The 24150-nt window shown below is 71.3% G+C and carries 20 protein-coding genes and 1 riboswitch; of the genes, 13 read left to right on the forward strand and 7 right to left on the reverse strand.

Annotated elements, in window-relative coordinates; genetic code table 11:
• Positions 1–54 precede the first annotated feature (54 nt).
• The gene (locus ACF07N_RS34070; RefSeq protein ID WP_392120490.1) at positions 55–2304 is read left to right on the forward strand and encodes a protein kinase; all 2250 of its coding nucleotides are present in this window, start codon (positions 55–57) and stop codon (positions 2302–2304) included.
• A gap of 19 nt (positions 2305–2323) precedes the next feature.
• Here ACF07N_RS34070 and nadA read toward each other — a convergent pair whose 3' ends face one another.
• Positions 2324–3508, reverse strand: a complete 1185-nt coding sequence (gene nadA, locus ACF07N_RS34075; RefSeq protein ID WP_383336608.1) for a quinolinate synthase NadA — start codon at positions 3506–3508, stop codon at positions 2324–2326.
• Positions 3509–3791: 283 nt separating this feature from the next.
• Here nadA and ACF07N_RS34080 point away from each other — a divergent pair, with 283 nt between their 5' ends.
• Entirely contained in the window at positions 3792–4148 is a 357-nt protein-coding gene (locus ACF07N_RS34080; RefSeq protein ID WP_010037217.1) for an iron-sulfur cluster assembly accessory protein, read from the forward strand.
• A gap of 111 nt (positions 4149–4259) precedes the next feature.
• Here the strand turns inward: ACF07N_RS34080 and ACF07N_RS34085 are convergent, their stop codons facing one another.
• Together ACF07N_RS34085 and ACF07N_RS34090 are read right to left on the reverse strand one after the other, a co-directional pair.
• The gene (locus ACF07N_RS34085) at positions 4260–6122 is read right to left on the reverse strand and encodes a hypothetical protein (protein WP_392120492.1); all 1863 of its coding nucleotides are present in this window, start codon (positions 6120–6122) and stop codon (positions 4260–4262) included.
• A gap of 146 nt (positions 6123–6268) precedes the next feature.
• Positions 6269–6478: a hypothetical protein gene (locus ACF07N_RS34090; protein ID WP_392120494.1), complete on the reverse strand. Its 210-nt coding sequence runs from the start codon at positions 6476–6478 to the stop codon at positions 6269–6271.
• Between the two features lie 132 nt (positions 6479–6610).
• Between ACF07N_RS34090 and ACF07N_RS34095 the strand changes: the two genes are divergently transcribed.
• Complete coding sequence (locus ACF07N_RS34095; RefSeq protein WP_383349578.1) at positions 6611–7585, forward strand: carbohydrate kinase family protein; 975 nt, start codon at positions 6611–6613, stop codon at positions 7583–7585.
• Between the two features lie 84 nt (positions 7586–7669).
• Here ACF07N_RS34095 and ACF07N_RS34100 read toward each other — a convergent pair whose 3' ends face one another.
• Entirely contained in the window at positions 7670–9049 is a 1380-nt protein-coding gene (locus ACF07N_RS34100; RefSeq protein WP_392120497.1) for a cysteine desulfurase/sulfurtransferase TusA family protein, read from the reverse strand.
• A gap of 264 nt (positions 9050–9313) precedes the next feature.
• Here ACF07N_RS34100 and coxB point away from each other — a divergent pair, with 264 nt between their 5' ends.
• From coxB to ACF07N_RS34120, 4 genes are all read left to right on the forward strand, one after another.
• Positions 9314–10279, forward strand: coding sequence for a cytochrome c oxidase subunit II (gene coxB / locus ACF07N_RS34105; RefSeq protein WP_383336613.1), 966 nt, complete (start codon positions 9314–9316; stop codon positions 10277–10279).
• Positions 10276–12012, forward strand: a complete 1737-nt coding sequence (gene ctaD, locus ACF07N_RS34110; protein ID WP_392120499.1) for a cytochrome c oxidase subunit I — start codon at positions 10276–10278, stop codon at positions 12010–12012. The genes coxB and ctaD overlap by 4 nt, the downstream gene beginning before the upstream one ends.
• The gene (locus ACF07N_RS34115) at positions 12009–12407 is read left to right on the forward strand and encodes a cytochrome c oxidase subunit 4 (RefSeq protein WP_351355614.1); all 399 of its coding nucleotides are present in this window, start codon (positions 12009–12011) and stop codon (positions 12405–12407) included. The genes ctaD and ACF07N_RS34115 overlap by 4 nt, the downstream gene beginning before the upstream one ends.
• A gap of 146 nt (positions 12408–12553) precedes the next feature.
• Complete coding sequence (locus ACF07N_RS34120) at positions 12554–13807, forward strand: Ig-like domain-containing protein (protein ID WP_392120501.1); 1254 nt, start codon at positions 12554–12556, stop codon at positions 13805–13807.
• Positions 13808–13838: 31 nt separating this feature from the next.
• Here ACF07N_RS34120 and ACF07N_RS34125 read toward each other — a convergent pair whose 3' ends face one another.
• On the reverse strand, positions 13839–14240 hold the full coding sequence (locus ACF07N_RS34125) for a hypothetical protein (RefSeq protein ID WP_383333049.1): 402 nt from the start codon (positions 14238–14240) through the stop codon (positions 13839–13841).
• Positions 14241–14385: 145 nt separating this feature from the next.
• Between ACF07N_RS34125 and ACF07N_RS34130 the strand changes: the two genes are divergently transcribed.
• The 6 genes from ACF07N_RS34130 (at position 14386) to ACF07N_RS34155 (ending at position 21504) form a co-directional block, all read left to right on the forward strand.
• Positions 14386–15006, forward strand: a complete 621-nt coding sequence (locus tag ACF07N_RS34130; protein WP_309095172.1) for a heme-copper oxidase subunit III — start codon at positions 14386–14388, stop codon at positions 15004–15006.
• Between the two features lie 80 nt (positions 15007–15086).
• Positions 15087–15899, forward strand: a complete 813-nt coding sequence (locus ACF07N_RS34135; protein ID WP_383333052.1) for a c-type cytochrome — start codon at positions 15087–15089, stop codon at positions 15897–15899.
• Positions 15896–16963 (forward strand): Rieske 2Fe-2S domain-containing protein, encoded by a 1068-nt coding sequence (locus tag ACF07N_RS34140; protein WP_383333054.1) that lies wholly within the window; start codon positions 15896–15898, stop codon positions 16961–16963. Before ACF07N_RS34135 ends, ACF07N_RS34140 begins: the two co-directional genes overlap by 4 nt.
• A complete protein-coding gene (locus ACF07N_RS34145; RefSeq protein WP_392120504.1) occupies positions 16960–18582 on the forward strand; it encodes a cytochrome bc complex cytochrome b subunit in 1623 nt (540 codons plus the stop codon). The genes ACF07N_RS34140 and ACF07N_RS34145 overlap by 4 nt, the downstream gene beginning before the upstream one ends.
• A gap of 136 nt (positions 18583–18718) precedes the next feature.
• Positions 18719–19783, forward strand: coding sequence for an anthranilate phosphoribosyltransferase (gene trpD / locus ACF07N_RS34150; protein WP_383333058.1), 1065 nt, complete (start codon positions 18719–18721; stop codon positions 19781–19783).
• A gap of 77 nt (positions 19784–19860) precedes the next feature.
• Positions 19861–19977: riboswitch (SAM riboswitch) on the forward strand.
• Positions 19978–20136: 159 nt separating this feature from the next.
• On the forward strand, positions 20137–21504 hold the full coding sequence (locus tag ACF07N_RS34155) for an aminotransferase class V-fold PLP-dependent enzyme (RefSeq protein ID WP_392120506.1): 1368 nt from the start codon (positions 20137–20139) through the stop codon (positions 21502–21504).
• Here the strand turns inward: ACF07N_RS34155 and ACF07N_RS34160 are convergent.
• Positions 21459–22673 (reverse strand): glycerate kinase, encoded by a 1215-nt coding sequence (locus ACF07N_RS34160; RefSeq protein WP_392120508.1) that lies wholly within the window; start codon positions 22671–22673, stop codon positions 21459–21461. The genes ACF07N_RS34155 and ACF07N_RS34160 overlap by 46 nt on opposite strands.
• 10 nt (positions 22674–22683) lie before the next feature.
• On the reverse strand, positions 22684–24099 hold the full coding sequence (locus tag ACF07N_RS34165) for an SLC13 family permease (RefSeq protein WP_392120543.1): 1416 nt from the start codon (positions 24097–24099) through the stop codon (positions 22684–22686).
• Positions 24100–24150: the final 51 nt, after the last annotated feature.

Below are 24150 nucleotides of genomic sequence, written 5' to 3' on the forward strand. Positions count from 1 at the left end.
GCCGTTCCGTATCCTGTGGGCTCGAACTGCTTTACGGGGGAAGGGGTTCCGGGCGTGCCGCTGCACAGGGACGACCCGAAGTCGGTCGGCGGCTACCGGCTGCTCGACCGGCTGGGGGCCGGAGGCATGGGCGTGGTGTACCGGGGCAGGGCGCGTTCCGGGCGGGACGTGGCGCTGAAGGTGGTGCACGCCCAGTACGCCGAGGACCCGGTGTTCCGCAGCCGTTTCCGGCAGGAGATCGCGGCCGTCCGCAAGGTCAGCGGCGCCTTCACGGCCCCGGTCCTGGACGCGGACCCGGACGCGGCGCGGCCCTGGATGGCCACCCAGTACGTGCCCGGGCCCTCCCTCGCCCGGCGGGTCCGCGACCACGGCGCGCTCGGCCCGGCCGAACTGCGCGGGCTGGCGCTGGGCCTGGTGGAGGCGCTGCGGGACATCCACGGGGCCGGGGTGGTCCACCGGGACCTGAAACCGGCCAACGTGCTGCTCGCCCAGGACGGCCCGCGCGTCATCGACTTCGGCATCTCCCGCGCGGCGGAGAACCACCTGACGCTCACCGAGACCGGCCAGATGATCGGCACCCCGCCGTTCATGTCCCCGGAGCAGCTCGCCGACGCCCGCGAGGTCGGCCCGGCGTCGGACGTCTTCTCCCTGGGCTCCCTGCTGGCGTACGCCGTCACGGGGCGGGGCCCGTTCGACACGGACAGCCCGTACCTCACGGCCTACCGGGTGGTCCACGACGTGCCCGCGCTGGACGGGGTGGGACAGCCGCTGCGGGCCCTGCTGGAGCGCTGCCTCGCCAAGGACGCCGCCGACCGGCCCGTACTGGAGGACCTGGCACAGGACCTGGCCGCCGTCCTGCCCGAGCGGGCGGACGGCGACCCGGCCACGGTGATCCTCGGCGGCGGCGCGGTCCCGGCCGCCGGCGTCACCCGCGCGGCCACGACCGCCGGCCCGCCGCAGCGCGTCCGCCCCGCCGCCCCGGAGCCCGTCCGCCCCCGCCGCCGCGTCCGTCCGCTGCTCGCGGCGGCGGGCACTGCCGGTGCCCTCGCCCTCGGCCTGACGGCCTATCTGACCCTCGGACCCGGGTGGGCGCGGAGCGCGGACCGGACCGGCCCGTCCGCGGCCTCCCGGTGGGCGGCTCCCCCCGCCGGCTGGAAGCCCTGGCAGACCACCGTGTACGAGACGGCCGCGCGGGGCGTGCGCACGACGCCGAGGCCGCCGGCCGTCGGCGGGCTCCGGGGCGGGCCGCAGTGCCATGTGTACGAGGGCGCCGTCTACTGCGCGGGTGACGGGGTCCTGCCCGTGCGCCTGGACGGCAGGACGGGCCGCACCGTCTGGCGGGCCGGCCCGCCGGCGGCCGTCACCGGCGACGACCCGTCGCGGTTCGTGATCCTCGGAGTGCGGGACGACGCGGTCCTGGTCGAGCAGCAGCCACCGGGGGAAGGGGCGACCCGCGTCTTCGCCTTCGACACCACCACCGGCGACCGGCTGTGGGACCGCGCCGTGAACGACGAGTGGACGGAGGCGTTCCTCTCCCACGAGGTCGTCGTGATCCCGGAGGGCGACGGCACCTCGGTGACGGCCCGCTCGCCGCGCACCGGCGCCGAGCGCTGGACGGAACGGCTGCCCGCGCAGCACGCCTGCGGGATGACGGAGGCCGTCCGGACGCTGTACCTGCACTGCGCCCCGATGGAGGGAACGGGGGACAACCTGGTCAGGGAGGTGCGCCCGGCCGACGGCCCGGCCCGCCTGCTGACCGTACCGGGCGGCGCCGAGTACGTCGGCGCCTTCGACGGCCGGCTCCTGTTCCTCGAACTGACGCAGGACGAGGAGGGGAACGTGCTCGTCGGGCAGGACGCGCCGTACGCCCGCGTCCGGTGGCTGGACCCCGTCACCGGCGCGCACCGGACGGTGAAGCTGGCCGAGGAGTACGGGGGACAGGTGACGCTGGGGAACGGCACCCTGTGGTTCGCCACCTCCAGCGGACGCGTCACCGCCGTGTCGGTCCGCACGGGCGCGCCCCTGTGGCAGACGCCGACCAGCCTGGAACAGCCGGGCGAGGCGACCTACGACCCCCGCACCGGGGCCGTGTACCTCGCCAGTGCCAGCGGCCGGGTCGGGGCGCTCGACGCGAAGAAGGGCACGCTGCTGTGGGAGACGCTGCCGCGGGCCGAGCGCAACGACACCGACTGGGGAGCTACCAAGGTGCGGTCCGTCGACGGCGCCCTGGTCACGGCCGCCCCCGACGGCACCGTCTTCAGTCTCGACCCCGCCCACCCCGGGCGGAAACCGCACCCGGGGTGACGACGGGGCCGGGTGAGCGCTACGGCAGCGCCAGCATCCGCTCCAGGGCCAGCTTCGCGAACGCCTCCGTCTCCTTGTCCACCTCGATGCGGTTGACCAGGTTGCCCTCGGCCAGCGACTCCAGGGTCCAGACCAGGTGGGGCAGGTCGATGCGGTTCATCGTCGAGCAGAAGCAGACCGTCTTGTCGAGGAAGACGATCTCCTTGCCCTCGGGCGCGAAACGGTTCGCCAGGCGGCGCACCAGGTTCAGCTCCGTGCCGATGGCCCACTTCGAGCCGGCCGGCGCGGCCTCCAGGGCCTTGATGATGTACTCCGTCGAACCGACGTAGTCGGCCGCGGCCACGACCTCGTGCTTGCACTCGGGGTGCACCAGGACGTTCACGCCCGGGATGCGCTCGCGCACGTCGTTGACCGAGTCCAGGCTGAAGCGGCCGTGCACCGAGCAGTGCCCGCGCCACAGGATCATCTTCGCCCCGCGCAGCTCCTCGGCGGTCAGGCCGCCGTTCGGCTTGTGCGGGTTGTAGACGACGCAGTCCTCCAGGGACATGCCCATGTCGCGGACCGCGGTGTTGCGCCCGAGGTGCTGGTCGGGCAGGAACAGCACCTTCTCGCCCTGCTCGAAGGCCCAGTCCAGGGCCCGCTTGGCGTTGGACGAGGTGCAGATCGTGCCGCCGTGCTTGCCCGTGAACGCCTTGATGTCGGCGGACGAGTTCATGTACGAGACGGGCACGACCTGCTCGGCTATGCCGGCCTCGGTCAGCACGTCCCAGCACTCGGCGACCTGCTCGGCGGTGGCCATGTCGGCCATCGAGCAGCCTGCGGCCAGGTCGGGCAGCACGACCTTCTGGTCGTCGGACGTCAGGATGTCGGCGGACTCCGCCATGAAGTGCACACCGCAGAACACGATGTACTCGGCCTCCGGACGCGCCGCCGCGTCCCGGGCCAGCTTGAACGAGTCACCGGTCACGTCGGCGAACTGGATGACCTCGTCGCGCTGGTAGTGGTGGCCGAGCACGAAGACCTTGTTCCCGAGCTTCTCCTTCGCCCGGCGAGCGCGCTCGACCAGGTCCGGGTCGGACGGCGAGGGCAGGTCGCCGGGACACTCCACGCCGCGCTCGCTCCTCGGGTCGGCCTCGCGGCCGAGGAGCAGCAGGGCGAGGGGCGTCGGCTGTACGTCGAGCTCCTGGGTCTGGGCGGTGGTCACGACACGCACCCTTTCTGTTTCCGGCGACTTTTCGTCGATTTGACGCTATCTATCATAACCGCTTCACGTCACTTTGACGATGCCCATAGCGTCTGTGTGACGTGAATCCCGGAGGGCCGCCGTTCATTCCCGGGAGGACCGGGAAAGAGGCGTTTTCCGGTTCCCGGCGTGTGTGCGAGCATGAAAAGGAGCCGAGATCGAGCGCCCGGCCCGGAATGAATCCGTGGCCCCGCCGGTTGGAACCGTCGGCAAGCAGTCTCCGTACAACCCGGGAGAGATGTAGATGTCCGTATCGGACGAGACCAGCACCGTCACCGACGGCATCATCCTGACCGACGCCGCCGCGTCCAAGGTCAAGGCGCTGCTCGACCAGGAAGGCCGCGACGACCTCGCGCTGCGCGTCGCCGTCCAGCCCGGCGGCTGCTCCGGCCTGCGCTACCAGCTCTTCTTCGACGAGCGTTCCCTCGACGGCGACGTCGAGAAGGACTTCGGCGGTGTGAAGGTCGTCACCGACCGCATGAGCGCCCCCTACCTCGGTGGCGCCACGATCGACTTCGTGGACACCATCGAGAAGCAGGGCTTCACGATCGACAACCCGAACGCGACGGGTTCCTGCGCCTGCGGCGACTCCTTCAGCTGAGCCGCCGGGCCGCCCCGCGGCGGCAGCGGACATGACGAAGGCGGCGGCCCCTCCACGGGGCCGCCGCCTTCGCGCCGTACCGGCCCGTCCTTCAGCCGGCCACGCTCCGCGTCACGGGCGCGTCGGCGGCGCCGGCAGCCGTGCGCCCTCCTTGGCCAGCGGGATCGCCTCGCCGTCCCCGCCCACGACCTTCCGGTCGCCGAGCGGCTCGTCGAGCTGCACCGTCTTCTGGAACTGCTTGGCGATCAGGATGCACACCGCGTCCGGCCACGCCTTCGACGTCACCGTGACCGTCACCTCGCCGTCCTTCTCCTCCGCCGTCACGTCGTAGTCGGCGCACACCCCGCCGGTGAACGTCACGGTCAGCTCCGCGCCCTCGGCCCGGTAGCCGTCCGCCTCCACCTCGCGCGGCCCGTCGGACGTCGGCCGCTCGTCCGGCTCGCTCGGCTCCGGGGAGGCCAGGTACTCCGGGTCGACCGCCGGGTACGTCACGGTGAACGGATCCTTCGCGCCCGGCGCCGTCACCTCGAACAGCCAGGACGGCACAAGCGCCTGGCGGCCGTCCACGACGTGCGCGGCCAGCCCGAACACCGCGTCCTGGACCGTCACGGTGTCCCGCTGCGGGGTGCCGCCCGCCGACGGCCGGCACGGGTCCTCCCGGCCGTCCTCCAGCGGCACGGGGCTCGCGCAGCCGCCGATGCCCGCGCGGGGGTCACTCTTCGGCCGCCCCTCCAGCAGCTTCAGCGCCTCCTCCGCGCCGACCACGGGGTAGGTGTCGCCCTTCACCGGCGTCTTGAGCTGACCACTGCCGCCGGCCACCGAACCGTCGGCACCGACCGTGATCCCGGTCGTCCAGCCGTGCGTGGGCAGGCCGCCGACCTCGGGGGCGGCGTTCACCACCCGCTGGGCGCCCATCACCTGGCTCGCGTCGACCTTCGCGTCGTCCTGACCCAAGGCCTTCAGCACCGGCGCCGCGGCCTTCCGCGCGACGTCCTCACTCACCGGCGTGCCGCCGTGCCGCGGCGCGGTGCAGGTGTCGGCGCCCTTGCAGTCGTCGGGGCCCGGGGCGTACCGGCTGAAGGTCCAGGCGCCCGGTGCCTGCCGGTTCACCTGCAGGCTCGGCCCCGAGCCGTCCTGGCCGCCGATCTTCCAGGCCTCGCCCTGCGCCACCGGCGTCCCCTCGACGCCGAGCGCCTGCGCCAGCCGGGCCACGTCGGCGGCGGCCACCTCACCCCGCGCCCGGTGGACCGGGGCCTCGTCCGGGCCCTTCGGCAGCGTGCCGTCGACCCGGTAGGTGGCGCCGTAGGGGTTGGGCTCACCGGGCGCGATGCCGCTGCCGCCGGTCGTGGAGTCCGAGTAGCCGTCGAGCGCGAGCGGCGGGGGAGTGCCGCCGTCCCCGCCGGGAGCGCCGGACGAGGTGCCGCCGCCCGACCCGCCGGACGCCTGGGAGGTGAGCCAGGCCCCGCCCCCGCCGACCAGCAGCACGGCGGCGGCGACGGAGGCGATCACCACGGGCGTACGCGGCCGCCCCCTGCCCTGCCGGGCCGGGTTCTCGCCGTGGCGGGGCAGTTCATGGACGGTGGCCGGGACGTCACGCCCCTCCGGGGCGCTGTCACCGGGCGTCGCCTCACGAGCCTGGGCGCCACGAGCGCTCTCCCGCGCCTCGGTGCTTTCACGAGCCTCGGCGCCACGGGCGGTCTCGGCGGAACCGCCGGACTCCTTAGTCTCGACCGCCCCGCCGGGTTCACCGGCCGCTGAAGCCTCCGAAGCGCTGTCGGTGCCGGTCGCGTCGGCCTCCGCCGTCCCGGCGGTGCCGGCCGTGACCGCGACCCCGTCCGACTCGGCGACCCCGTCCGACTCGGCGGGCTTCGCCGGAACCCCGGCCTCCGCCTCACCCGGTCCCGGGACGTCCGGGGTGCCGGCGCCGCCCGCTTCCCTGGCGTCGTCGTCGTTGTCGGGTCGCTCGGTGTTCACCGCATCGCTCCTTCGGCTGCGCAGCTGTCCCATGGGACCCGGCCCGGTCGGATTCGGGCCGCTGATGGGTCGTATCCCGCCTCCCCTTTACGGGGGACAGCGATGGGACGCAGCGGGGGAGCTCGCGGTTCCCGGGCGTGCGCCGCTCAGTCCCCGTAATCCGCCGAGGCGTCGAGCAGCCGCGCCGACGAGGGCGGCACCGTCACGCCGTGGATCAGCGCCGGCGACACCGGCCGGGCGGCGACCCGGTCGGGCACCGCCCAGTGCGGAGCCATCCGTGCCCCGTCCCCCGGCAGCGACGCCAGCTCGCCTTCGAGATCGACCGGAACGGGGGGCTGGACCTTGAGGTTCGTCATACCGGCACCGTATGCACGCCGGGACTCACGGAGAAAGATCTACTATCGGGTAGTTTCGCTGCCTTCAGGAGCGCCCCGCCCACCCGATAGCGTGAACCGTCCAGGTCCGCCTCCCTCAGGAGAATCCCCGCCGTGCGCATCGCAGTCACCGGCTCCATCGCCACCGACCACCTCATGACCTTCCCCGGCCGCTTCGCCGACCAGCTCGTGGCGGACCAGCTGCACACGGTCTCGTTGTCGTTCCTGGTCGACAAGCTCGACGTCCGCCGCGGCGGCGTCGCCGCGAACATCGCCTTCGGCATGGGACAGCTCGGCACCCGGCCGATCCTGGTCGGGGCCGCCGGCGCGGACTTCGACGAGTACCGGGCCTGGCTGGAGCGGCACGGCGTCGACACCGACTCCGTCCGCATCTCCGACACGCTGCACACCGCCCGCTTCGTGTGCACGACCGACGCGGACCACAACCAGATCGGCTCCTTCTACACGGGCGCCATGAGCGAGGCCCGCCTCATCGAGCTGAAGACCGTCGCCGACCGGGTCGGCGGTCTCGACCTGGTCTCCATCGGCGCGGACGACCCGGAGGCCATGCTCCGGCACACCGAGGAGTGCCGCGCCCGGTCCATCCCGTTCGCCGCCGACTTCTCCCAGCAGATCGCCCGGATGGACGGCGAGGAGATCCGCATCCTGCTGGACGGGGCGACGTACCTCTTCTCCAACGAGTACGAGAAGGGCCTCATCGAGACCAAGACCGGCTGGAGCGACGAGGAGATCCTCTCCCGGGTCGGCCACCGGGTGACCACCCTGGGCGCCCGGGGCGTCCGCATCGAGCGGGCCGGCGACGACCCGATCGAGGTCGGCACGCCGGACGAGGAGCGCAAGGCCGACCCCACGGGCGTCGGCGACGCCTTCCGCGCCGGGTTCCTCTCGGGCCTGGCCTGGGGCGTCTCCCTGGAGCGCGCCGCGCAGGTCGGCTGCATGCTGGCGACCCTCGTCATCGAGACCGTGGGGACGCAGGAGTACCAGCTGCGCCGGGGTCACTTCATGGAGCGCTTCACCAAGGCGTACGGGGACGAGGCGGCGGCGGAGGTCCAGGCGCACCTGTCCTGACCGGCGCCGCGAGCGGGGGCGCGGGGGCCGGCCGCGCCCGGCGGCGAAAGCCGCTGCCGGCACGGCCCCGCTTCCCCGAGCTGGTCAGGCGACCCGGCGGACCGAGTACGCCGTCCCCCGGTCCGCCGGCTCCTCCCCGACGTACTCCTGGCCCCTCATCTCGCACCACGCCGGGATGTCCAGCCGCGCCGCCTCGTCGTCCGACAGGACCCGGACCAGGCCGCCCACCGGTACGTCACCGATCACCTTGGCCAGCTCGATGACCGGAATGGGGCAGCGCTTGCCGAGGGAGTCCACGACGAGGACGTCCGCCTCGCGGGCGACCGCCGAGGCGGCCGGGGCGCCCAGCTTCTCCCGCACCTCCGCCACCACCCGGGGCAGCACGTCCAGGAACCTGTCCACCTCCTCCCCGGCCGCCCCCATCGGCAGCGACACCCGCACGTTTCCCTCACTCAGCACACCCATCGCCCGCAGCACATGGCTGGGCGTCAGGGTGCTGCTCGTGCAGGACGATCCGGACGAGACGGAAAAACCCTCCCGGTCCAGCTCGTGCAGCAGCGCCTCGCCGTCGACATAGAGACAGGAGAAGGTGACGATCCCGGGCACCCGGCGCACCGGATGGCCCACCACCTCGACATCGGGGACGAGCCGCGGCACCCGGGCCCGGATCCGCTCCGTCAGTTCCCGCAGCCGCGCGGCCTCCGCGGCCGCCTCGGCCCGTACGGCCCGCAGGGACGCGGCCGCCGCCACGATCGCCGGGAGGTTCTCGAAGCCGGGCGCCCGCCCCGACTCGCGCTCGTCCACCGGCCCTTGCGCCGCGAACCGCACCCCCTTGCGCACCACGAGCAGCCCGACCCCGGACGGCCCGCCCCACTTGTGCGCACTGGCCGTCAGCAGGGACCAGTCCCCGTCCACCGGCCCCCACCCCAGCGACTGCGCCGCGTCCACCAGCAACGGCACCCCGGCCTCCCGGCACACCCCGGCCACCTCGGCGACCGGCTGCTCGGTACCCACCTCGTGGTTGGCCGACTGCAGACACGCCAGCGCGGTGTCCCCGCGCAGGGCTTCGGCGTACGCCGCCGGGTCCACCGCCCCGCCCCGGTCCACCGCCACCCGGGCGACCGAACCGCCCGCCGCCTCGTGCGCCTCGGCCGAATGGAGTACCGAAGAGTGTTCGACCGCTGACACGATCAGGTGGCGCCCGACCCGCCGCCGCCCGGCCAACGCGCCCGCGATGCCCGTGTGCACGGCACGGGTCCCGGACGAGGTGAACACCAGCTCGTCCGGCCGGCACCCCACCGCCTCGGCGGCCGTCTCCCGCGCCGCGTCCAGCAGCATCCGGGCGCGCCGCCCTTCCCGGTACAACCGGGCGGGATCCGCCCACCCCTCGTCCAGAGAGGCCAGCAGCGCCTGGCGGGCGACGGAATGGAGCGGAGCGGCGGAAGCAGCGTCGAAGTAGGCCACACCGCAACGCTAGAACGCCCGGAAGCGGAACGGACCCCGGGGGCGCGGGGAACTGCGCGAACGACCACAAACAGCCCGCAGCCGCCAAACCAGCGAACCACCCACCCCACTAGGCACCCCTCCCCGAGAACCCCCGGAGGGCGTCGGCTAGGGTTTGGTCCGCATAAACATCCAAACCCCTGCCCGACGCAGGGCGGCGACCGACCAGCGAGAAGGCCAGGCCGCAGCCGATCCGCGCGGGCGAGACTCTCGGGAAGGCGCTACGTGAGTCCCAACGGCTCCGACCGCTCGCCGCGGCGCCCGATGCGGCGGAAGCTGCTGCAGGCACTGACCGCGGGCCTGGTCTTGGCGACAGCCACCGGTTGCTCGTACAACTGGGAAGACTTCCCCCGCCTTGGTATGCCCACCCCGACCACGGAAGAGGCTCCGCGGATCCTCTCCCTGTGGCAGGGGTCCTGGGCGGCTGCGCTCGCCGTCGGCGTGCTGGTGTGGGGTCTGATCCTGTGGAGTGCTTTCTTCCACCGGCGCAGCCGCACCAAGGTCGAGGTTCCTCCGCAGACCCGGTACAACATGCCCATCGAGGCGCTGTACACGGTCGTCCCGCTCATCATCGTCTCGGTGCTGTTCTACTTCACCGCCCGCGACGAGTCCGAGCTGCTCAGCCTCAAGAAGAAGCCCGACGTCACGGTCAACGTGGTCGGCTTCCAGTGGAGCTGGTGCTTCAACTACATCGAGCCGGTCGCCGGTTCCACGGGTGACGCCAAGAAGTCGCCGGAGCTGGAGGCGGTGCCGGAGCGCTTCAAGAAGGACTTCCCGGCGAACGCCGGCGGTGTCTACAACTGCGGCACGCCGGGTGAGCGCAACCCGCAGACCGGCAACCCCGGCCCCACCCTGTGGCTGCCCGAGGGCAAGACGGTCCGCTTCGTGCTGACCTCGCGTGACGTCATCCACTCCTTCTGGGTCGTGCCGTTCCTGATGAAGCAGGACGTCATCCCGGGCCACCCGAACGCCTTCCAGGTGACCCCCAACAAGCAGGGCACCTTCCTGGGCAAGTGCGCCGAGCTCTGCGGCGTCGACCACGCCCGGATGCTGTTCAACGTGAAGGTCGTCTCCCCGGAGCGTTACGAGCAGCACCTGAAGGAGCTCGCCGAGAAGGGCCAGACCGGTTACGTGCCTTCCGGTATCGAGCAGACGGAACACGAGAGGAACCGGGAGGCGAACATCCTGTGAGCATCCTCAACGAACCCCAGGGTGCCGCGGCAGCAGGGTCCCACTACGAGGACGAGCTGCCGGTCCGGCGCCAGAACCGCGGCAGCCTCGTGGTCAAGTGGCTGACGACGACGGACCACAAGACGATCGGCACGCTGTACCTGGTGACGTCGTTCGTGTTCTTCGTCATCGGCGGCGTGATGGCGCTGTTCATGCGCGCCGAGCTCGCCCGGCCCGGTCTGCAGATCATGTCGAACGAGCAGTTCAACCAGGCGTTCACGATGCACGGCACGATCATGCTGCTGATGTTCGCGACGCCGCTGTTCGCGGGCTTCGCGAACTGGATCATGCCGCTGCAGATCGGCGCGCCGGACGTGGCGTTCCCGCGGCTGAACATGTTCGCCTACTGGCTGTACCTGTTCGGCTCGCTCATCGCGGTGGGCGGTTTCCTCACCCCGCAGGGCGCGGCCGACTTCGGCTGGTTCGCCTACAGCCCGCTGTCGGACGCGGTGCGCTCCCCGGGCATCGGCGCCGACATGTGGATCATGGGTCTGGCCTTCTCCGGCTTCGGCACCATCCTCGGCTCGGTCAACTTCATCACCACGATCATCTGCATGCGCGCACCCGGCATGACGATGTTCCGCATGCCGATCTTCACCTGGAACGTGCTGCTGACCGGTGTGCTGGTCCTGCTGGCCTTCCCGGTGCTGGCCGCGGCGCTGTTCGCGCTGGAGGCGGACCGCAAGTTCGGTGCCCACGTCTTCGACTCCGCCAACGGCGGCGCGTTGCTGTGGCAGCACTTGTTCTGGTTCTTCGGGCATCCAGAGGTGTACATCATCGCGCTGCCGTTCTTCGGCATCATCAGTGAGGTCATCCCGGTCTTCTCCCGCAAGCCGATGTTCGGTTACACGGGTCTGATCGGCGCGACCATCGCGATCGCGGGTCTGTCCGTGACGGTGTGGGCGCACCACATGTATGTCACCGGCGGTGTGCTGCTGCCGTTCTTCTCCTTCATGACGTTCCTGATCGCGGTCCCGACCGGTGTGAAGTTCTTCAACTGGATCGGCACGATGTGGAAGGGCTCGCTGTCCTTCGAGACGCCGATGCTCTGGGCCACCGGCTTCCTGATCACCTTCACCTTCGGTGGTCTGACCGGTGTCATCCTGGCCTCGCCGCCGATGGACTTCCACGTCTCCGACTCGTACTTCGTGGTGGCCCACTTCCACTACGTCGTCTTCGGCACCGTGGTGTTCGCGATGTTCTCCGGCTTCCACTTCTGGTGGCCGAAGTGGACCGGCAAGATGCTGGACGAGCGCCTGGGCAAGATCACCTTCTGGACGCTGTTCATCGGCTTCCACGGCACGTTCCTGGTCCAGCACTGGCTGGGCGCCGAGGGCATGCCGCGCCGGTACGCCGACTACCTGGCGGCCGACGGCTTCACCGCGCTGAACACGATCTCGACGATCAGCTCCTTCCTGCTCGGCATGTCGATCCTGCCGTTCTTCTACAACGTGTGGAAGACGGCCAAGTACGGCAAGCCGGTCGGCGTCGACGACCCGTGGGGCTACGGCCGCTCCCTGGAGTGGGCCACCTCCTGCCCGCCGCCCCGCCACAACTTCATCACCATGCCGCGGATCCGCAGTGAATCCCCGGCGTTCGACCTGCACCACCCGGAGATCGCCGCCCTCGACCAGCTCGAGAACGTGGGCCACGGCGACAAGGCTCTGGCTGGCGGCAAGGAGGCCGGCAAGTGAAGATCCAGGGCAAGATGTTCATGTGGCTGAGCGTCTTCATCCTCGTCATGGCGATCGTCTATGGCTGGTGGTCGAAGGAGCCGGCCGGCACCACGGCGCTCTTCCTGGCGTTCGGCCTGGCCATCATGATCGGCTTCTACCTCGGCTTCACGGCCAAGCGGGTCGACGTGGGCGCCCAGGACGACAAGGAGGCGGACGTCGCCGACGACGCCGGCGAGGTCGGGTTCTTCAGCCCGCACAGCTGGCAGCCGCTCTCCCTGGCCATCGGTGGCGCGCTCGCCTTCCTGGCCGTCGCCATCGGCTGGTGGCTGATGTACTTCTCGCTGCCGATCATCCTGATCGGTATCTGGGGCTGGGTCTTCGAGTACTACCGCGGTGAGAACCGCACCCAGTAACCGGCACCGAGCGCCGCAGGGGCCCGGACACTCCGCACGGAGCGTCCGGGCCCCTCCGCGTGCGGCTCCTGCGTTCGACGCAATCCGTGTCACTCGTACGAGTCAGTCGGCGTGCCGCTGTTGACGTGGCTTCCTAGCGTGAGGCCATGAGCCACACAGCGATGCCCCGCCCCCGCACTGCCGTCAGCTGCACCCTGCTGGTCATAGCCCTCTGCGCGGGCGCCACCGCCTGCGGCTCCGACGGCAACCCCCTCGCCGCCCGCCCTTACGACGCGGCGGACCAGATCTCCTTCAACACCCCGGACGGCCACAAGAAGGCCGACCCGGACAAGCCCCTGGAAGTCGTCGCCGAGGACTCCGGCGGACGCATCACGGACGTCACGGCCCACGACGCCTCAGGACGCCACGTGGCGGGCGAACTCGCCGCCGACGGGGGCCGCTGGCACAGCACCTCCCCGCTCGCCGCCAACGCCACCTACACGGTCCGCGTGAGCACCGAGGACGAGGACGGCGCGCCCGGCCGCAAGGTCCTCACCTTCGACACCGGCCGGCCGGCCACCCAGAAGCGCCTGGACGTCACCTTCGGCCCGAAGAAGGGCACCTACGGCGTCGGCCAGCCCATCACGGCCGAGCTCAGCCAGCCGGTCAGGGACACGGCGCAGCGGGCCGTCGTCGAACGCGCCCTGAAGGTCACCTCCACGCCCGCCACGGACGGCGCCTGGCACTGGGTGGACGACAAGAAGCTCCACTACCGCCCGAAGGACTACTGGCCCGCCCAGGCCACCGTCCAGGTCCGCAGCAACCTGGAGGGCATCAAGATCGGTGACCGCATGCGGGGCGGCAAGGCCGAACCGCTGACCATCACCACGGCCGACAAGGTCGTCGCCGTCACGGACGCCGCGGCCCACCAGATGACCGTCTACCGGAACGACGAGATCGTCCGCCAGATACCCGTCACCACGGGCATGCCCGGCTACGACACCCGCAACGGCGTCAAGGTCGTCCTGGCCAAGGAGGGCACCGTCCGCATGACCAGCGCCAGCATCGGCGCCTCGGACTTCTACGACCTGGTCGTCCACCACTCGGTCCGCGTCACCAACAGCGGCGAGTACGTCCACGCCGCCCCCTGGTCCGTGGGCTCCCAGGGCTACGCCAACGTCAGCCACGGCTGCACCGGCATGAGCACCGAGAACGCGGCCTGGTTCTACGAGAACGTCCGCGAGGGCGACATCGTCAAGGTCATCAACTCCGCCGGCGACACGATGGCCCCGTTCGGCAACGGCTACGGCGACTGGAACCTCGACTGGGCGAAGTGGCGCACCGGCAGCGCCCTGGTCGGCGGCACCCCCGAGGGCCCCGCCCCGGTGGACAGGGCCCGGCTGCGGCCGCAGAGCGTCTGAGCCGCCCGTCCGGGGGCGCGGCCAGGCTCCCTCAGGCGTTCAGAGCCGACTTCTCCCGCAGCAGGGAGGCCAGGGCGGAGGCGAACTCCACCGGCTCCACCGGCAGCGTCACGGCCGCCTCCGCACGGCTCCACGTCGCCAGCCACGCGTCCTGCGGCCGCCCGATCAGCAGCAGCACCGGAGGGCAGTCGAAGATCTCGTCCTTGATCTGCCGGCAGACGCCCATGCCGCCCATGGGCACGGCCTCCCCGTCGAGCACGCAGACGTCGATGCCGCCCCGGTCCAGCTCCTTGATCACCGCCGCCGGGGTCGCGCATTCCACGAACTCCACCACGGGGACGTCCGGGGCCGGCCGCCGGCCGGTCGCGAGCCGCACCTGTTCGCGGGTGTTGGAGTCGTCGCTGTAGACCAGCACCGTGGCGGTCGGCTGCATTGTTCCTCCGTGACGTCAGCGTCGTAAGGACAGGCCCGTTGGGCCGGATGCTACTCCCTTGAACACCACGTCAACACCGGTACGACCGGCTTAGACACTCCGAACGGCACCCCCCGGAGTGAGGGCGGGATAAGCGACCGACATAATGTCGGTCGTGGCGACAGCAACGACAGTAGAAACCGGGCACGCGCACCCGTCGGTCAACCGGCCGAACCTCACCAGCGTCGGAACCATCATCTGGTTGAGTTCCGAGCTGATGTTCTTCGCGGCCCTCTTCGCGATGTACTTCACCCTGCGATCGGTGACCGGTCCTGACTTCTGGCAGGAGAAGGCCGATGCCCTGAACTTCCCGTTCTCGGCGACGAACACCACGATCCTGGTGCTCTCCTCCCTCACCTGCCAGCTCGGCGTCTTCGCCGCCGAGCGCGGTGACGTGAAGAAGCTCCGGATGTGGTTCATCGTCACCTTCATCATGGGTGCGATCTTCATCGGAGGCCAGGTCTTCGAGTACACCGAGCTGGTCAAGCACGAGGGCCTGTCCCTCTCGTCCGACCCGTACGGCTCGGTCTTCTACCTGACCACCGGCTTCCACGGCCTGCACGTGACGGGCGGTCTCATCGCCTTCCTGCTGGTCCTCGGCCGGACCTACGCGGCCCGGAGGTTCACCCACGAGCAGGCGACCGCCGCGATCGTCGTGTCCTACTACTGGCACTTCGTCGATGTCGTCTGGATCGGCCTCTTCGCCACGATCTACATGATCAAGTAGCAGGGCCCGCATCCGCCGCGCCCGACGAGGCGCGCATCCCAGAAGCATCGACGCAGAAGATCCTGACACCGGGGTAATCCGTGAAAAAGCTCTCCGCACGACGACGCCACCCGATGGCGGCGCTCGTCGTCCTACTCCTCGCGCTGGCATGCACCGGGGGGCTGTACGCCGCGTTCGCACCCGCGAGCAAGGCGCAGGCCGACGAATCCGCCCAGTCCCTCACCATCGAGGAGGGCAAGAAGCTCTACTCGGTCGGCTGCGCCAGTTGCCACGGCACCGGCGGTCAGGGCACCTCCGACGGCCCGAGCCTGGTGGGTGTGGGCGCCGCGTCCGTCGACTTCCAGGTGGGCACGGGCCGCATGCCGGCCGCCACCTCCCAGGGCCCGCAGGTCCCGAAGAAGAAGAACATCTACACCCAGGCCGAGATCGACCAGCTCGCGGCGTACATCGCCTCCCTCGGCGCCGGCCCGGCCGTGCCGACGGAGGACCAGTACAGCCCCGAGGGTGCCGACATCGCCAAGGGCGGTGAGCTCTTCCGGACGAACTGCGCGCAGTGCCACAACTTCACCGGCAAGGGTGGCGCGCTGACGCACGGCAAGTACGCGCCGAGCCTCGAGGGCGTCTCCGAGAAGCACATCTACGAGGCCATGCAGACCGGCCCGCAGAACATGCCGTCCTTCCCCGACACCACCCTGTCGGAGAAGAACAAGAAGGACATCATCGCGTACCTCGACGCGGTCAACAGCGAGAGGACCGAGAGCCCCGGTGGCCTCGAACTGGGCGGTCTGGGACCGGTCAGCGAGGGCCTCTTCGGCTGGATCTTCGGTCTCGGCGGACTGATCGCCGTCGCCGTGTGGGTCGCCGCCCGGACCGCAAAGGCCAAGAAGTCATGAGTAGCCAAGACATTCCAGAAGAGAACCTGCCTGCCGCGCAGTCCGCAGGACATGACGAGCACGGCGTGGTCAGCGTCGCGGACGAGAAGCACCCGTTCGCCGACCCCGGCCTGCCGCCCCACGAGCACCGGATCCAGGACATCGACGAGCGGGCCGCCAAGCGGTCCGAGCGTTCGGTCGCCCTGATGTTCACGGTGTCGATGCTGGCCACCATCGCCTTCATCGCCGCGTTCGTGGCGATCCCGGTCGACAAGTCGGTCTACATCTTCCCGCTCGGCCACATCAGCGCCCTGAACTTCGCGCTGGGCATGACGCTCGGCATCGCGCTGTTCTGCATCGGCGCCGGCGCCGTCCACTGGGCGCGCACCCTGATGTCGGACGTGGAGATCGCCGACGAGCGGCACCCGATCGAGGCGGAGCCCGAGGTTCGCGAGAAGGTCTTCGCGGACTTCAAGCAGGGCGCCAAGGAGTCCGCGCTCGGCCGCCGCAAGCTGATCCGCAACACCATGCTCGGCGCGCTCACGCTGGTGCCGCTCTCCGGCGTCGTGCTCCTGCGCGACCTCGGCCCGCTGCCCGGCGAGAAGCTCCGCCACACCATGTGGTCCAAGGGCAAGCTGCTCGTGAACATGAACACGAACCAGCCGCTGCGTCCCTCGGACGTCGCGGTCGGTTCGCTGACCTTCGCCAAGCCCGAGGGCCTGGAGGAGCACAGCCACGAGTTCCAGAACGAGATCGCCAAGGCCGCCCTGATGATCGTCCGGATCCAGCCGGAGAACATCAAGGACAAGCGCGAGCTCGAGTGGTCGCACGAGGGCATCGTCGCGTACTCGAAGATCTGCACCCACGTCGGTTGCCCGATCTCCCTGTACGAGCAGCAGACGCACCACGTGCTCTGCCCCTGCCACCAGTCCACCTTCGACCTGTCCGACGGTGCCCGAGTGATCTTCGGTCCCGCCGGTCACGCCCTGCCGCAGCTGCGCATCGGCGTGAACGACGAGGGCTACCTCGAGGCGCTCGGCGACTTCGAAGAGCCCGTCGGTCCTGCCTTCTGGGAGCGCGGATGAGCAACAAGGACGACCGCCGCAAGGCGCCCGCCGGAGAGCGGGTCGCCGACTGGGCCGACGGCCGCCTGGGGATCTACTCCCTGGCCAAGGCCAACATGCGCAAGATCTTCCCGGACCACTGGTCCTTCATGCTGGGTGAGATCTGCCTCTACAGCTTCATCATCATCATCCTGACGGGTGTGTACCTGACGCTGTTCTTCCACCCGTCGATGAACGAGGTGGAGTACCACGGCAGTTACGTCCCGCTCCAGGGGCAGCTGATGTCGGAGGCGTTCGCCTCCACGCTGGACATCAGCTTCGACGTCCGCGGCGGTCTGCTCATCCGGCAGATCCACCACTGGGCGGCGATCATCTTCCTCGCCGGCATGTTCGTGCACATGATGCGCGTCTTCTTCACCGGCGCGTTCCGCAAGCCGCGCGAGATCAACTGGCTGTTCGGCTTCCTGCTGTTCGTCCTCGGCATGTTCACCGGTTTCACCGGCTACTCGCTCCCGGACGACCTGCTCTCCGGCACCGGTGTCCGCTTCACGCAGGGCGCGATCCTGTCCGTGCCGATCGTCGGCACGTACATCTCGATGTTCCTGTTCGGCGGGGAGTTCCCGGGCACCGACTTCGTCGCCCGGTTCTACTCGATCCACATCCTGCTGCTGCCGGGCATCATGCTCGGGCTCGTGGTCGGCCACCTGATCCTGGTCTTCTACCACAAGCACACGCAGTTCGCGGGTCCCGGCCGGACCAACAAGAACGTCGTCGGCATGCCGCTGCTGCCGGTCTACATGGCCAAGGCCGGAGGCTTCTTCTTCCTGGTCTTCGGTGTCATCGCGGCCATCGCCGGCATCGCGACCGTCAACCCGATCTGGGTCCTGGGCCCCTACCGGCCCGACCAGGTGTCGACCGGTGCCCAGCCCGACTGGTACATGGGCTTCGCCGAGGGCCTGGTCCGCGCCATGCCGGGCTGGGAGATCAACCTCTGGGGTCACACGCTGGTCCTGGGCGTGTTCATCCCGCTGGTCCTGTTCGGCCTGTTCCTCGCGATCATCGCCCTGTACCCGTTCATCGAGTCCTGGGTCACCGGGGACAAGCGCGAGCACCACATCCTGGACCGGCCGCGCAACGCCCCGACGCGCACCGCCTTCGGTGTCGCCTGGATCACCGGCTACATCATCATGCTGATCGGCGGTGGCAACGACATCGTCGCCACGCACTTCCACCTGTCGATCAACGCGGTCACCTGGTTCGTCCGGATCGGGTTCTTCGCCGGGCCGGTCATCGCGTTCGTCATCACCAAGCGCATCTGCCTCGGCCTGCAGCGCCGGGACAAGGACAAGGTGCTGCACGGCCGCGAGTCGGGCATCATCAAGCGCCTGCCGCACGGTGAGTTCATCGAGGTGCACGAGCCGCTCAGCCAGGAGCAGATGTACACGCTCACGGCGCACGAGCAGTACAAGCCGGTCGAGCTCGGCCCGACGGTCGACGAGAACGGTGTCGAGCGCAAGGTGAAGGGCTCCGAGAAGCTGCGCGCCAAGCTCAGCGACGCCTACTACGGCGAGGGCGCCCAGATCCCGAAGCCCACCGTCGAGGAGTACCGGGAGATCACGAGCGGCCACGGCCACCACTGATCACTGCTTCGCCACGCCACACGAGGGCCCCGTCCGGTGTTCGGACGGGGCCCTTCGCGGTGCCGGGGGCTGGATAGGGTGGACCTCGTTGAGACTCTCGTCCCGTAGTGCGGGACACCTGACCCTGGAGCGGCTTATGAGCGCTGTGACCCCCGCTGGAGGCGACACCGCGGCGGGCCGCTCCTGGCCCCTGCTGTTGAACGGCCTGCTCGAAGGCCGCGACCTGACCGCCGACGACACCGCCTGGGCGATGGACCTGATCATGCGCGGCGAGGCGACGGACGCGCAGATCGCCGGGTTCGTGGTGGCGCTGCGCGCCAAGGGCGAGACGGTCGAGGAGATCGCCGGGTTCGTCCGGGCGATGTACGCGCACGCCAACGTCATCGAGGTGCCGGGCCCGGCGGTCGACATCGTCGGCACGGGCGGCGACGGCGCCAAGACCGTCAACATCTCCACGATGTCGGCGATCGTCATCGCCGGCACCGGCGCGAAGGTCGTCAAGCACGGCAACCGCGCCGCCTCCTCCGCGTCCGGCGCCTCGGACGTCCTGGAGAAGCTCGGCGTCAACCTGGAGCTGCCGACGCACCGGGTGGCGGCGGTGGCCGAGGAGGCCGGGATCACCTTCTGCTTCGCGGCGAAGTTCCACCCGTCGATGCGGTACGCGGGCGCGGCTCGCGGCCAGTTGGGCATCCGGACGATCTTCAACGTCCTCGGCCCGCTGACCAACCCCGCGAAGGTCCGGGCCCAGGCGGTCGGCGTGGCCGACCCGCGCATGGCGCCGATCGTGGCCGGGGTCTTCGCCGAGCGCGGCCACTCCTCCCTGGTCTTCCGCGGCGACGACGGTCTCGACGAGCTGACCACCACGGCCACCTCCCGGGTCTGGATCGTCCGCGACGGCAAGGTGACCGAGGAGGCCTTCGACCCGCGCGACGTCGGTCTGGAACTGGTCCCGGTGGAGGCCCTGCGCGGCGCGGACGCGTCCTACAACGCCGAGGTCGCCCGCCGCCTGCTGGACGGCGAGAGGGGCCCGGTGCGGGACGCGGTGCTGCTGAACTCGGCGGCGGCGCTGATGGCGCTGGAGCCGGGCACGGGCACGCTGGCCGAGCAGATCGGCGCGGGCATGGCGAGGGCGGCGGAGTCGCTCGACTCCGGGGCCGCCAAGCGGACCCTGGAGCGGTGGGTGGCCGCCAGCAACGCGTAGCCGGGCGCGACGTGCGGCGTCCCGCGATCCGGACTCGGGTTGCGGGACGCCGATCTTTTCGCGTACGTTCCTGGCCAGGTCATGAGTGACAGTCATGAGGCCCCGGCCGACTGTCCGGCAACCCTCCGTCCGTGGCGGGGTGCCCCGGGTGAAGACCAGGCCGCAGGCAGCGAGGTCTGCGGCAAGCGCGGACCCCTCGCGATACCAGGGGTCCTGGTCGTCGAGGAGTTCTTCGTGAGTCAGCGAATGCGATAGGGCCGCAGAGCCCCGCCTCCGCATCCCTTCTTCCTTCACCCCCGCCGGCAGCCCATGGGCTCGCGGGCGGAGTCACCTGATCTCACGGGAGTTCACCGATGTCCGTCTCCACCGTTGCCGCAGACCAGTCCGTTTGTGCCCCGCTGCCCGTTCTGGGACGGGATGTCACCGTGCCGCTGGTGACCGGCGGAGAGGTCACCTACGCCGCGCTGGACTACGCCGCCAGCGCCCCGGCGCTCCAGCGGGTCTGGGACGACGTGGCCGCCTACGCGCCGTACTACGGCAGCGTCCACCGCGGTGCCGGGTACCTGTCCCAGCTGTCGACCGACCTGTTCGAGAACGCCCGCCGGACCGTCGCGGAGTTCCTCGGCTGCCGCGCCGGCGACCAGGTCGTCTTCACCCGCTCCACCACCGACTCCCTCAACCTGCTCGCCGCCGCGCTGCCCCAGGACTGCCAGGTGTTCGTGTTCGAGACCGAGCACCACGCCTCCCTGCTGCCCTGGCGCGACGCCCGCGTCACGTACCTCGACGCCCCGCGCAGTCACCACGAGGCCGTCGAGACGCTGGAGCGCGCCCTCGCCGGCCGGGACCCCCACGGGCCGGCCCTGGTCTGCGTCACAGGCGCCTCGAACGTCACCGGCGAGCTGTGGCCGGTACGGGAACTCGCGGCCGCGGCGCACGCCCACGGCGCCCGGATCGTGCTGGACGCCGCCCAGCTGGCCCCGCACCACCCGGTGTCCGTCGCGGACCTCGACGTCGACTGGGTCGCCTTCTCCGGGCACAAGCTCTACGCGCCCTTCGGCTCCGGCGTGCTGGCCGGGCGGTCCGACTGGCTGCGCGAGGCCGAGCCGTACCTCGCGGGCGGCGGAGCCTCCCGGAAGGTCACGCGCCGCGCGGACGGGGGCGTGGACGTGGAGTGGCACGAGAGCGCCGCCCGCCACGAGGCCGGCTCCCCGAACGTCATCGGCGCCTACTCCATCGCCTCCGCCTGCAAGGCCCTCACCGAGGCCGGCTTCGACACCCTGGTCGCCCGCGAGCGGTACCTGATCGAGCAGGTGCGCGCGGGTCTCGCCGAGGTGCCCGAGGTGCGGATCCTGTCCCTGTTCGGGGACGACGCCCCGCGCGTCGGCGTGATCTCCTTCGTCGTCGACGGCTGGAACAGCTCCCACTTCGCCGCCGCCCTCTCCGCCGAGTACGGCATCGGCGTGCGGGACGGGCTGTTCTGCGCCCATCCGCTGGTGCGCACGCTGCTGGGCAGCGACCCGCAGACGCAGGGCGAGTGCGGGGCGCCCGAGGCCGCGCCGGGGGAGAAGTCGCTCAACGCCATCCGGGTCAGCTTCGGCGCCGGCACGCCCGACGAGCACGTGGAGCGGTTCGTGCGGGCCGTGCGCGAGCTCGTGGCGGACGGGGCGAAGTGGAACTACCGCACGGAGGACGGGCGGTGCGTGCCGGACACCTCCGCGTGAAGGGCCCGGCTACCGGCGGCCGCCGGTAGCCGGGCGCCCAGGACGATCATCCGCAGGGCCCGTTCGGTGGCGTCGGTGAGCAGCTCGTTCGCCCGCAGCAGCGCCTCCGCCAGCTCCATGGGGCCGGGCAGGATGCCGTGGCAGGCGTCCACGCCCGGCACCTGGTGCGCGCCCTCGCCGAGGGTGCCGGCCAGGGCCAGCACCGGGCGGCCGTACAGCTTCGCCCGGCGCGCCACCTCGGCCGGGACCTTGCCGCGCGGCGTCTGGTGGTCCAGGGCGCCCTCGGCGGTGACGACCAGGTCGGCGCGGGCCAGCCGGGCGTCCAGGTCGAGGTGGTCCAGCAGCACGTCGAAGCGGGGCAGGAGCCGGGCGCCCAGGGCGGCGAGCCCGGCGCCCAGCCCGCCGGAGGCTCCCGTCCCCGGGTCGGAGCGCAGCGCGGTGCCCGGCACGGCGGCGTCGCGGGTGAGGACGAACGCCCAGTTCTCCAGGGCCGCCGACAGCTCCTCCACCTGCGCGGGCGTCGCCCCCTTCTGCGGCCCGAAGACCCGGGCCACGCCCCGCTCGCCGCACAGCACGTTGTACGGGTTGCAGGCCACGAGGAGTTCCACGCCCGTGAGACGGGGGTCGAGGCCGGTCGGGTCGACCCGGTGCAGCCGGATCAGCTCCCGGCCGCCGCGGGGGAGTTCGCGCCCCTGCTCGTCCAGCAGCCGGGCCCCGAGCGCCTGCAGCGCGCCCGCGCCGCCGTCACAGGTGCCCGAGTCCCCGCAGCCGACCAGGATCCGCCGGACGCCCGAGTCCAGGGCGGCGCGGAGCAGTTCGCCGACGCCGTACGTGGTCGTGGCGCCCGGGTCGCGCAGGTCCCGGGGGACCAGGGAGAGGCCCGCGACCGCCGCCATCTCCACCACGGCCGTGTCCCCGGAGCCCAGCAGGGCGAAGTGCGCGGCGACGGTCTCCCCGACCGGGCCGGTCGCCGGCACGGTGACGAGCACGCCGCCGGTCGCGGCGGCCAGGGCCGCGGCCGTGCCCTCACCGCCGTCCACCAGCGGGACGAGGTCGAGTTCGGCGCCGGGCAGCACGCGGCGCACACCGGCCGCGATGGCCTCGGCGGCGGCCCCGGCCGACAGGGACTCCTTGAAGCCGCTGGGGGCTACGACGACACGGTTCAGCACGGAAGGCTCCTCAACGGGTGACGGGCACGCCGAGCAGCGGCCACACCGCGACGGCGAACAACAGGACGAGCAGGGCGGTCAGCGGGGCCAGGACGGCGGACAGGCGCAGCAGGTCGCGCGGGGCGTAGGTGGGGGTGCCGGGGAGCTGCGCGAAGAGCGTGACCGGCTTGGCCGAGGCGGGCAGCGTGTGGCAGAAGCCCGCGGCGGCGGTGGAGGCCAGGGCGGTGGCGACCGGGTTGACGCCGGCACCGACGGCGGCGGCCACGACCAGCGGCACCAGGACCGACGAGCGGGCCGAGCGGGACTGCAGCACCAGGTGGGCCGCCGTGCTCACGGCGATCACGACCGCCAGGAAGACCACGGGGGTCGCGCCCGCCGGAAGCCCCGAGACCAGCCACCCGGCCGCGCCCGAGTCGGCGAGCGCGACGCCCATCGCCGTCGTCGCCGCCATGAACAGCAGCAGCGACCAGGGGACGGTCCTCAGCGCGTCCTTCAGCCGCACGGTGCCCAGCGCCGGCGAGGAGGCGATGACGGCACCGGTCAGCGCGACCAGGGCCGGCGGCACCCGGTGCAGCGGCTCACTGCACCACAGCACGACCACGGTGGCCAGCAGCAGGGCGCAGCGCTTCTCGGCCTGGCTCCAGGGGCCCGTCACCGGCTGCTCGCTGTGCTCCTGGATCCGCTCGGCGGTGATGCGGACCGGGCCGCGGCGGTCCGCGCGCCGGGTCGTCGTCAGCAGGACCGCCTCGGCGGCCAGGTGCGAGGAGACCACGGCCAGCGGCAGCCCCAGCAGCAGCCACTCCGTGAAGCCGATGTGCTGTCCCGTCGTCTCCCACAGCACCGACACGGTGATCAGATGCGCTCCCGCGCCGATCAGGGTCGCCACCGCCGACAGAAGGATCACGGTCGGAAACAGCAGTGCCAGCATCACGACCAGTCGCTTCCGGTCGGCCAGGACCTTCGCCAGCGCGAGGAACACCGGCAGCGCGAGCGCGGCCCGGCCGGAGGTGGCGGGCACCGCGAACGCCGTGACGACCAGCGCGGCGGTGGTCAGGTGCACGAGCTGCCGCACGCCACGGGCCCCGCTGACCAGGAACACCGCGGCCCGCCCTGCGAGCCCGGTCCGGCCCACCGCGGCCGCCAGCACGAACGCGCAGATCAGCAGCCAGACCGTGGCGTCACCGAGCGTCCCGAACAGGGTGTCGCTGCTGATCACCCCGGTCACGGTGAGCGCGAGCCCGGCCCCCAGCGCGACGTAGGTGTCGTCGATCGGCGTGCCGATCCAGGCGCAGGTCGCGAGGACGAACGCGGCGAGGGTGAGCCGCGCGTCGGCGCCGAGCCCCGGGAAGTTCGCCGGCACGGCCAGCAGCGCGCACAGGGACAGGGCGACGCACAGGGCGGCGGTGGTGCGGAGGGTCGGCGTCACACCGTCGAGGATCTGCACGGCCGGTGAGCCGTCGATGAGCCCCACATGAAG

This window comes from Streptomyces sp. NPDC015242, from assembly GCF_043079125.1.
Lineage (GTDB): Bacteria > Actinomycetota > Actinomycetes > Streptomycetales > Streptomycetaceae > Streptomyces.

Coding starts and splice junctions, on each gene's coding strand:
- ACF07N_RS34080 (WP_010037217.1), top strand. CDS start 3,792: ATGTCCGTATCGGACGAGACCAGCACCGTCACCGACGGCATCATCCTG.
- ACF07N_RS34090 (WP_392120494.1), bottom strand. CDS start 6,478: ATGACGAACCTCAAGGTCCAGCCCCCCGTTCCGGTCGATCTCGAAGGC.
- ACF07N_RS34120 (WP_392120501.1), top strand. CDS start 12,554: ATGAGCCACACAGCGATGCCCCGCCCCCGCACTGCCGTCAGCTGCACC.
- ACF07N_RS34125 (WP_383333049.1), bottom strand. CDS start 14,240: ATGCAGCCGACCGCCACGGTGCTGGTCTACAGCGACGACTCCAACACC.
- ACF07N_RS34130 (WP_309095172.1), top strand. CDS start 14,386: ATGTCGGTCGTGGCGACAGCAACGACAGTAGAAACCGGGCACGCGCAC.
- ACF07N_RS34140 (WP_383333054.1), top strand. CDS start 15,896: ATGAGTAGCCAAGACATTCCAGAAGAGAACCTGCCTGCCGCGCAGTCC.
- ACF07N_RS34145 (WP_392120504.1), top strand. CDS start 16,960: ATGAGCAACAAGGACGACCGCCGCAAGGCGCCCGCCGGAGAGCGGGTC.
- trpD (WP_383333058.1), top strand. CDS start 18,719: ATGAGCGCTGTGACCCCCGCTGGAGGCGACACCGCGGCGGGCCGCTCC.
- ACF07N_RS34155 (WP_392120506.1), top strand. CDS start 20,137: ATGTCCGTCTCCACCGTTGCCGCAGACCAGTCCGTTTGTGCCCCGCTG.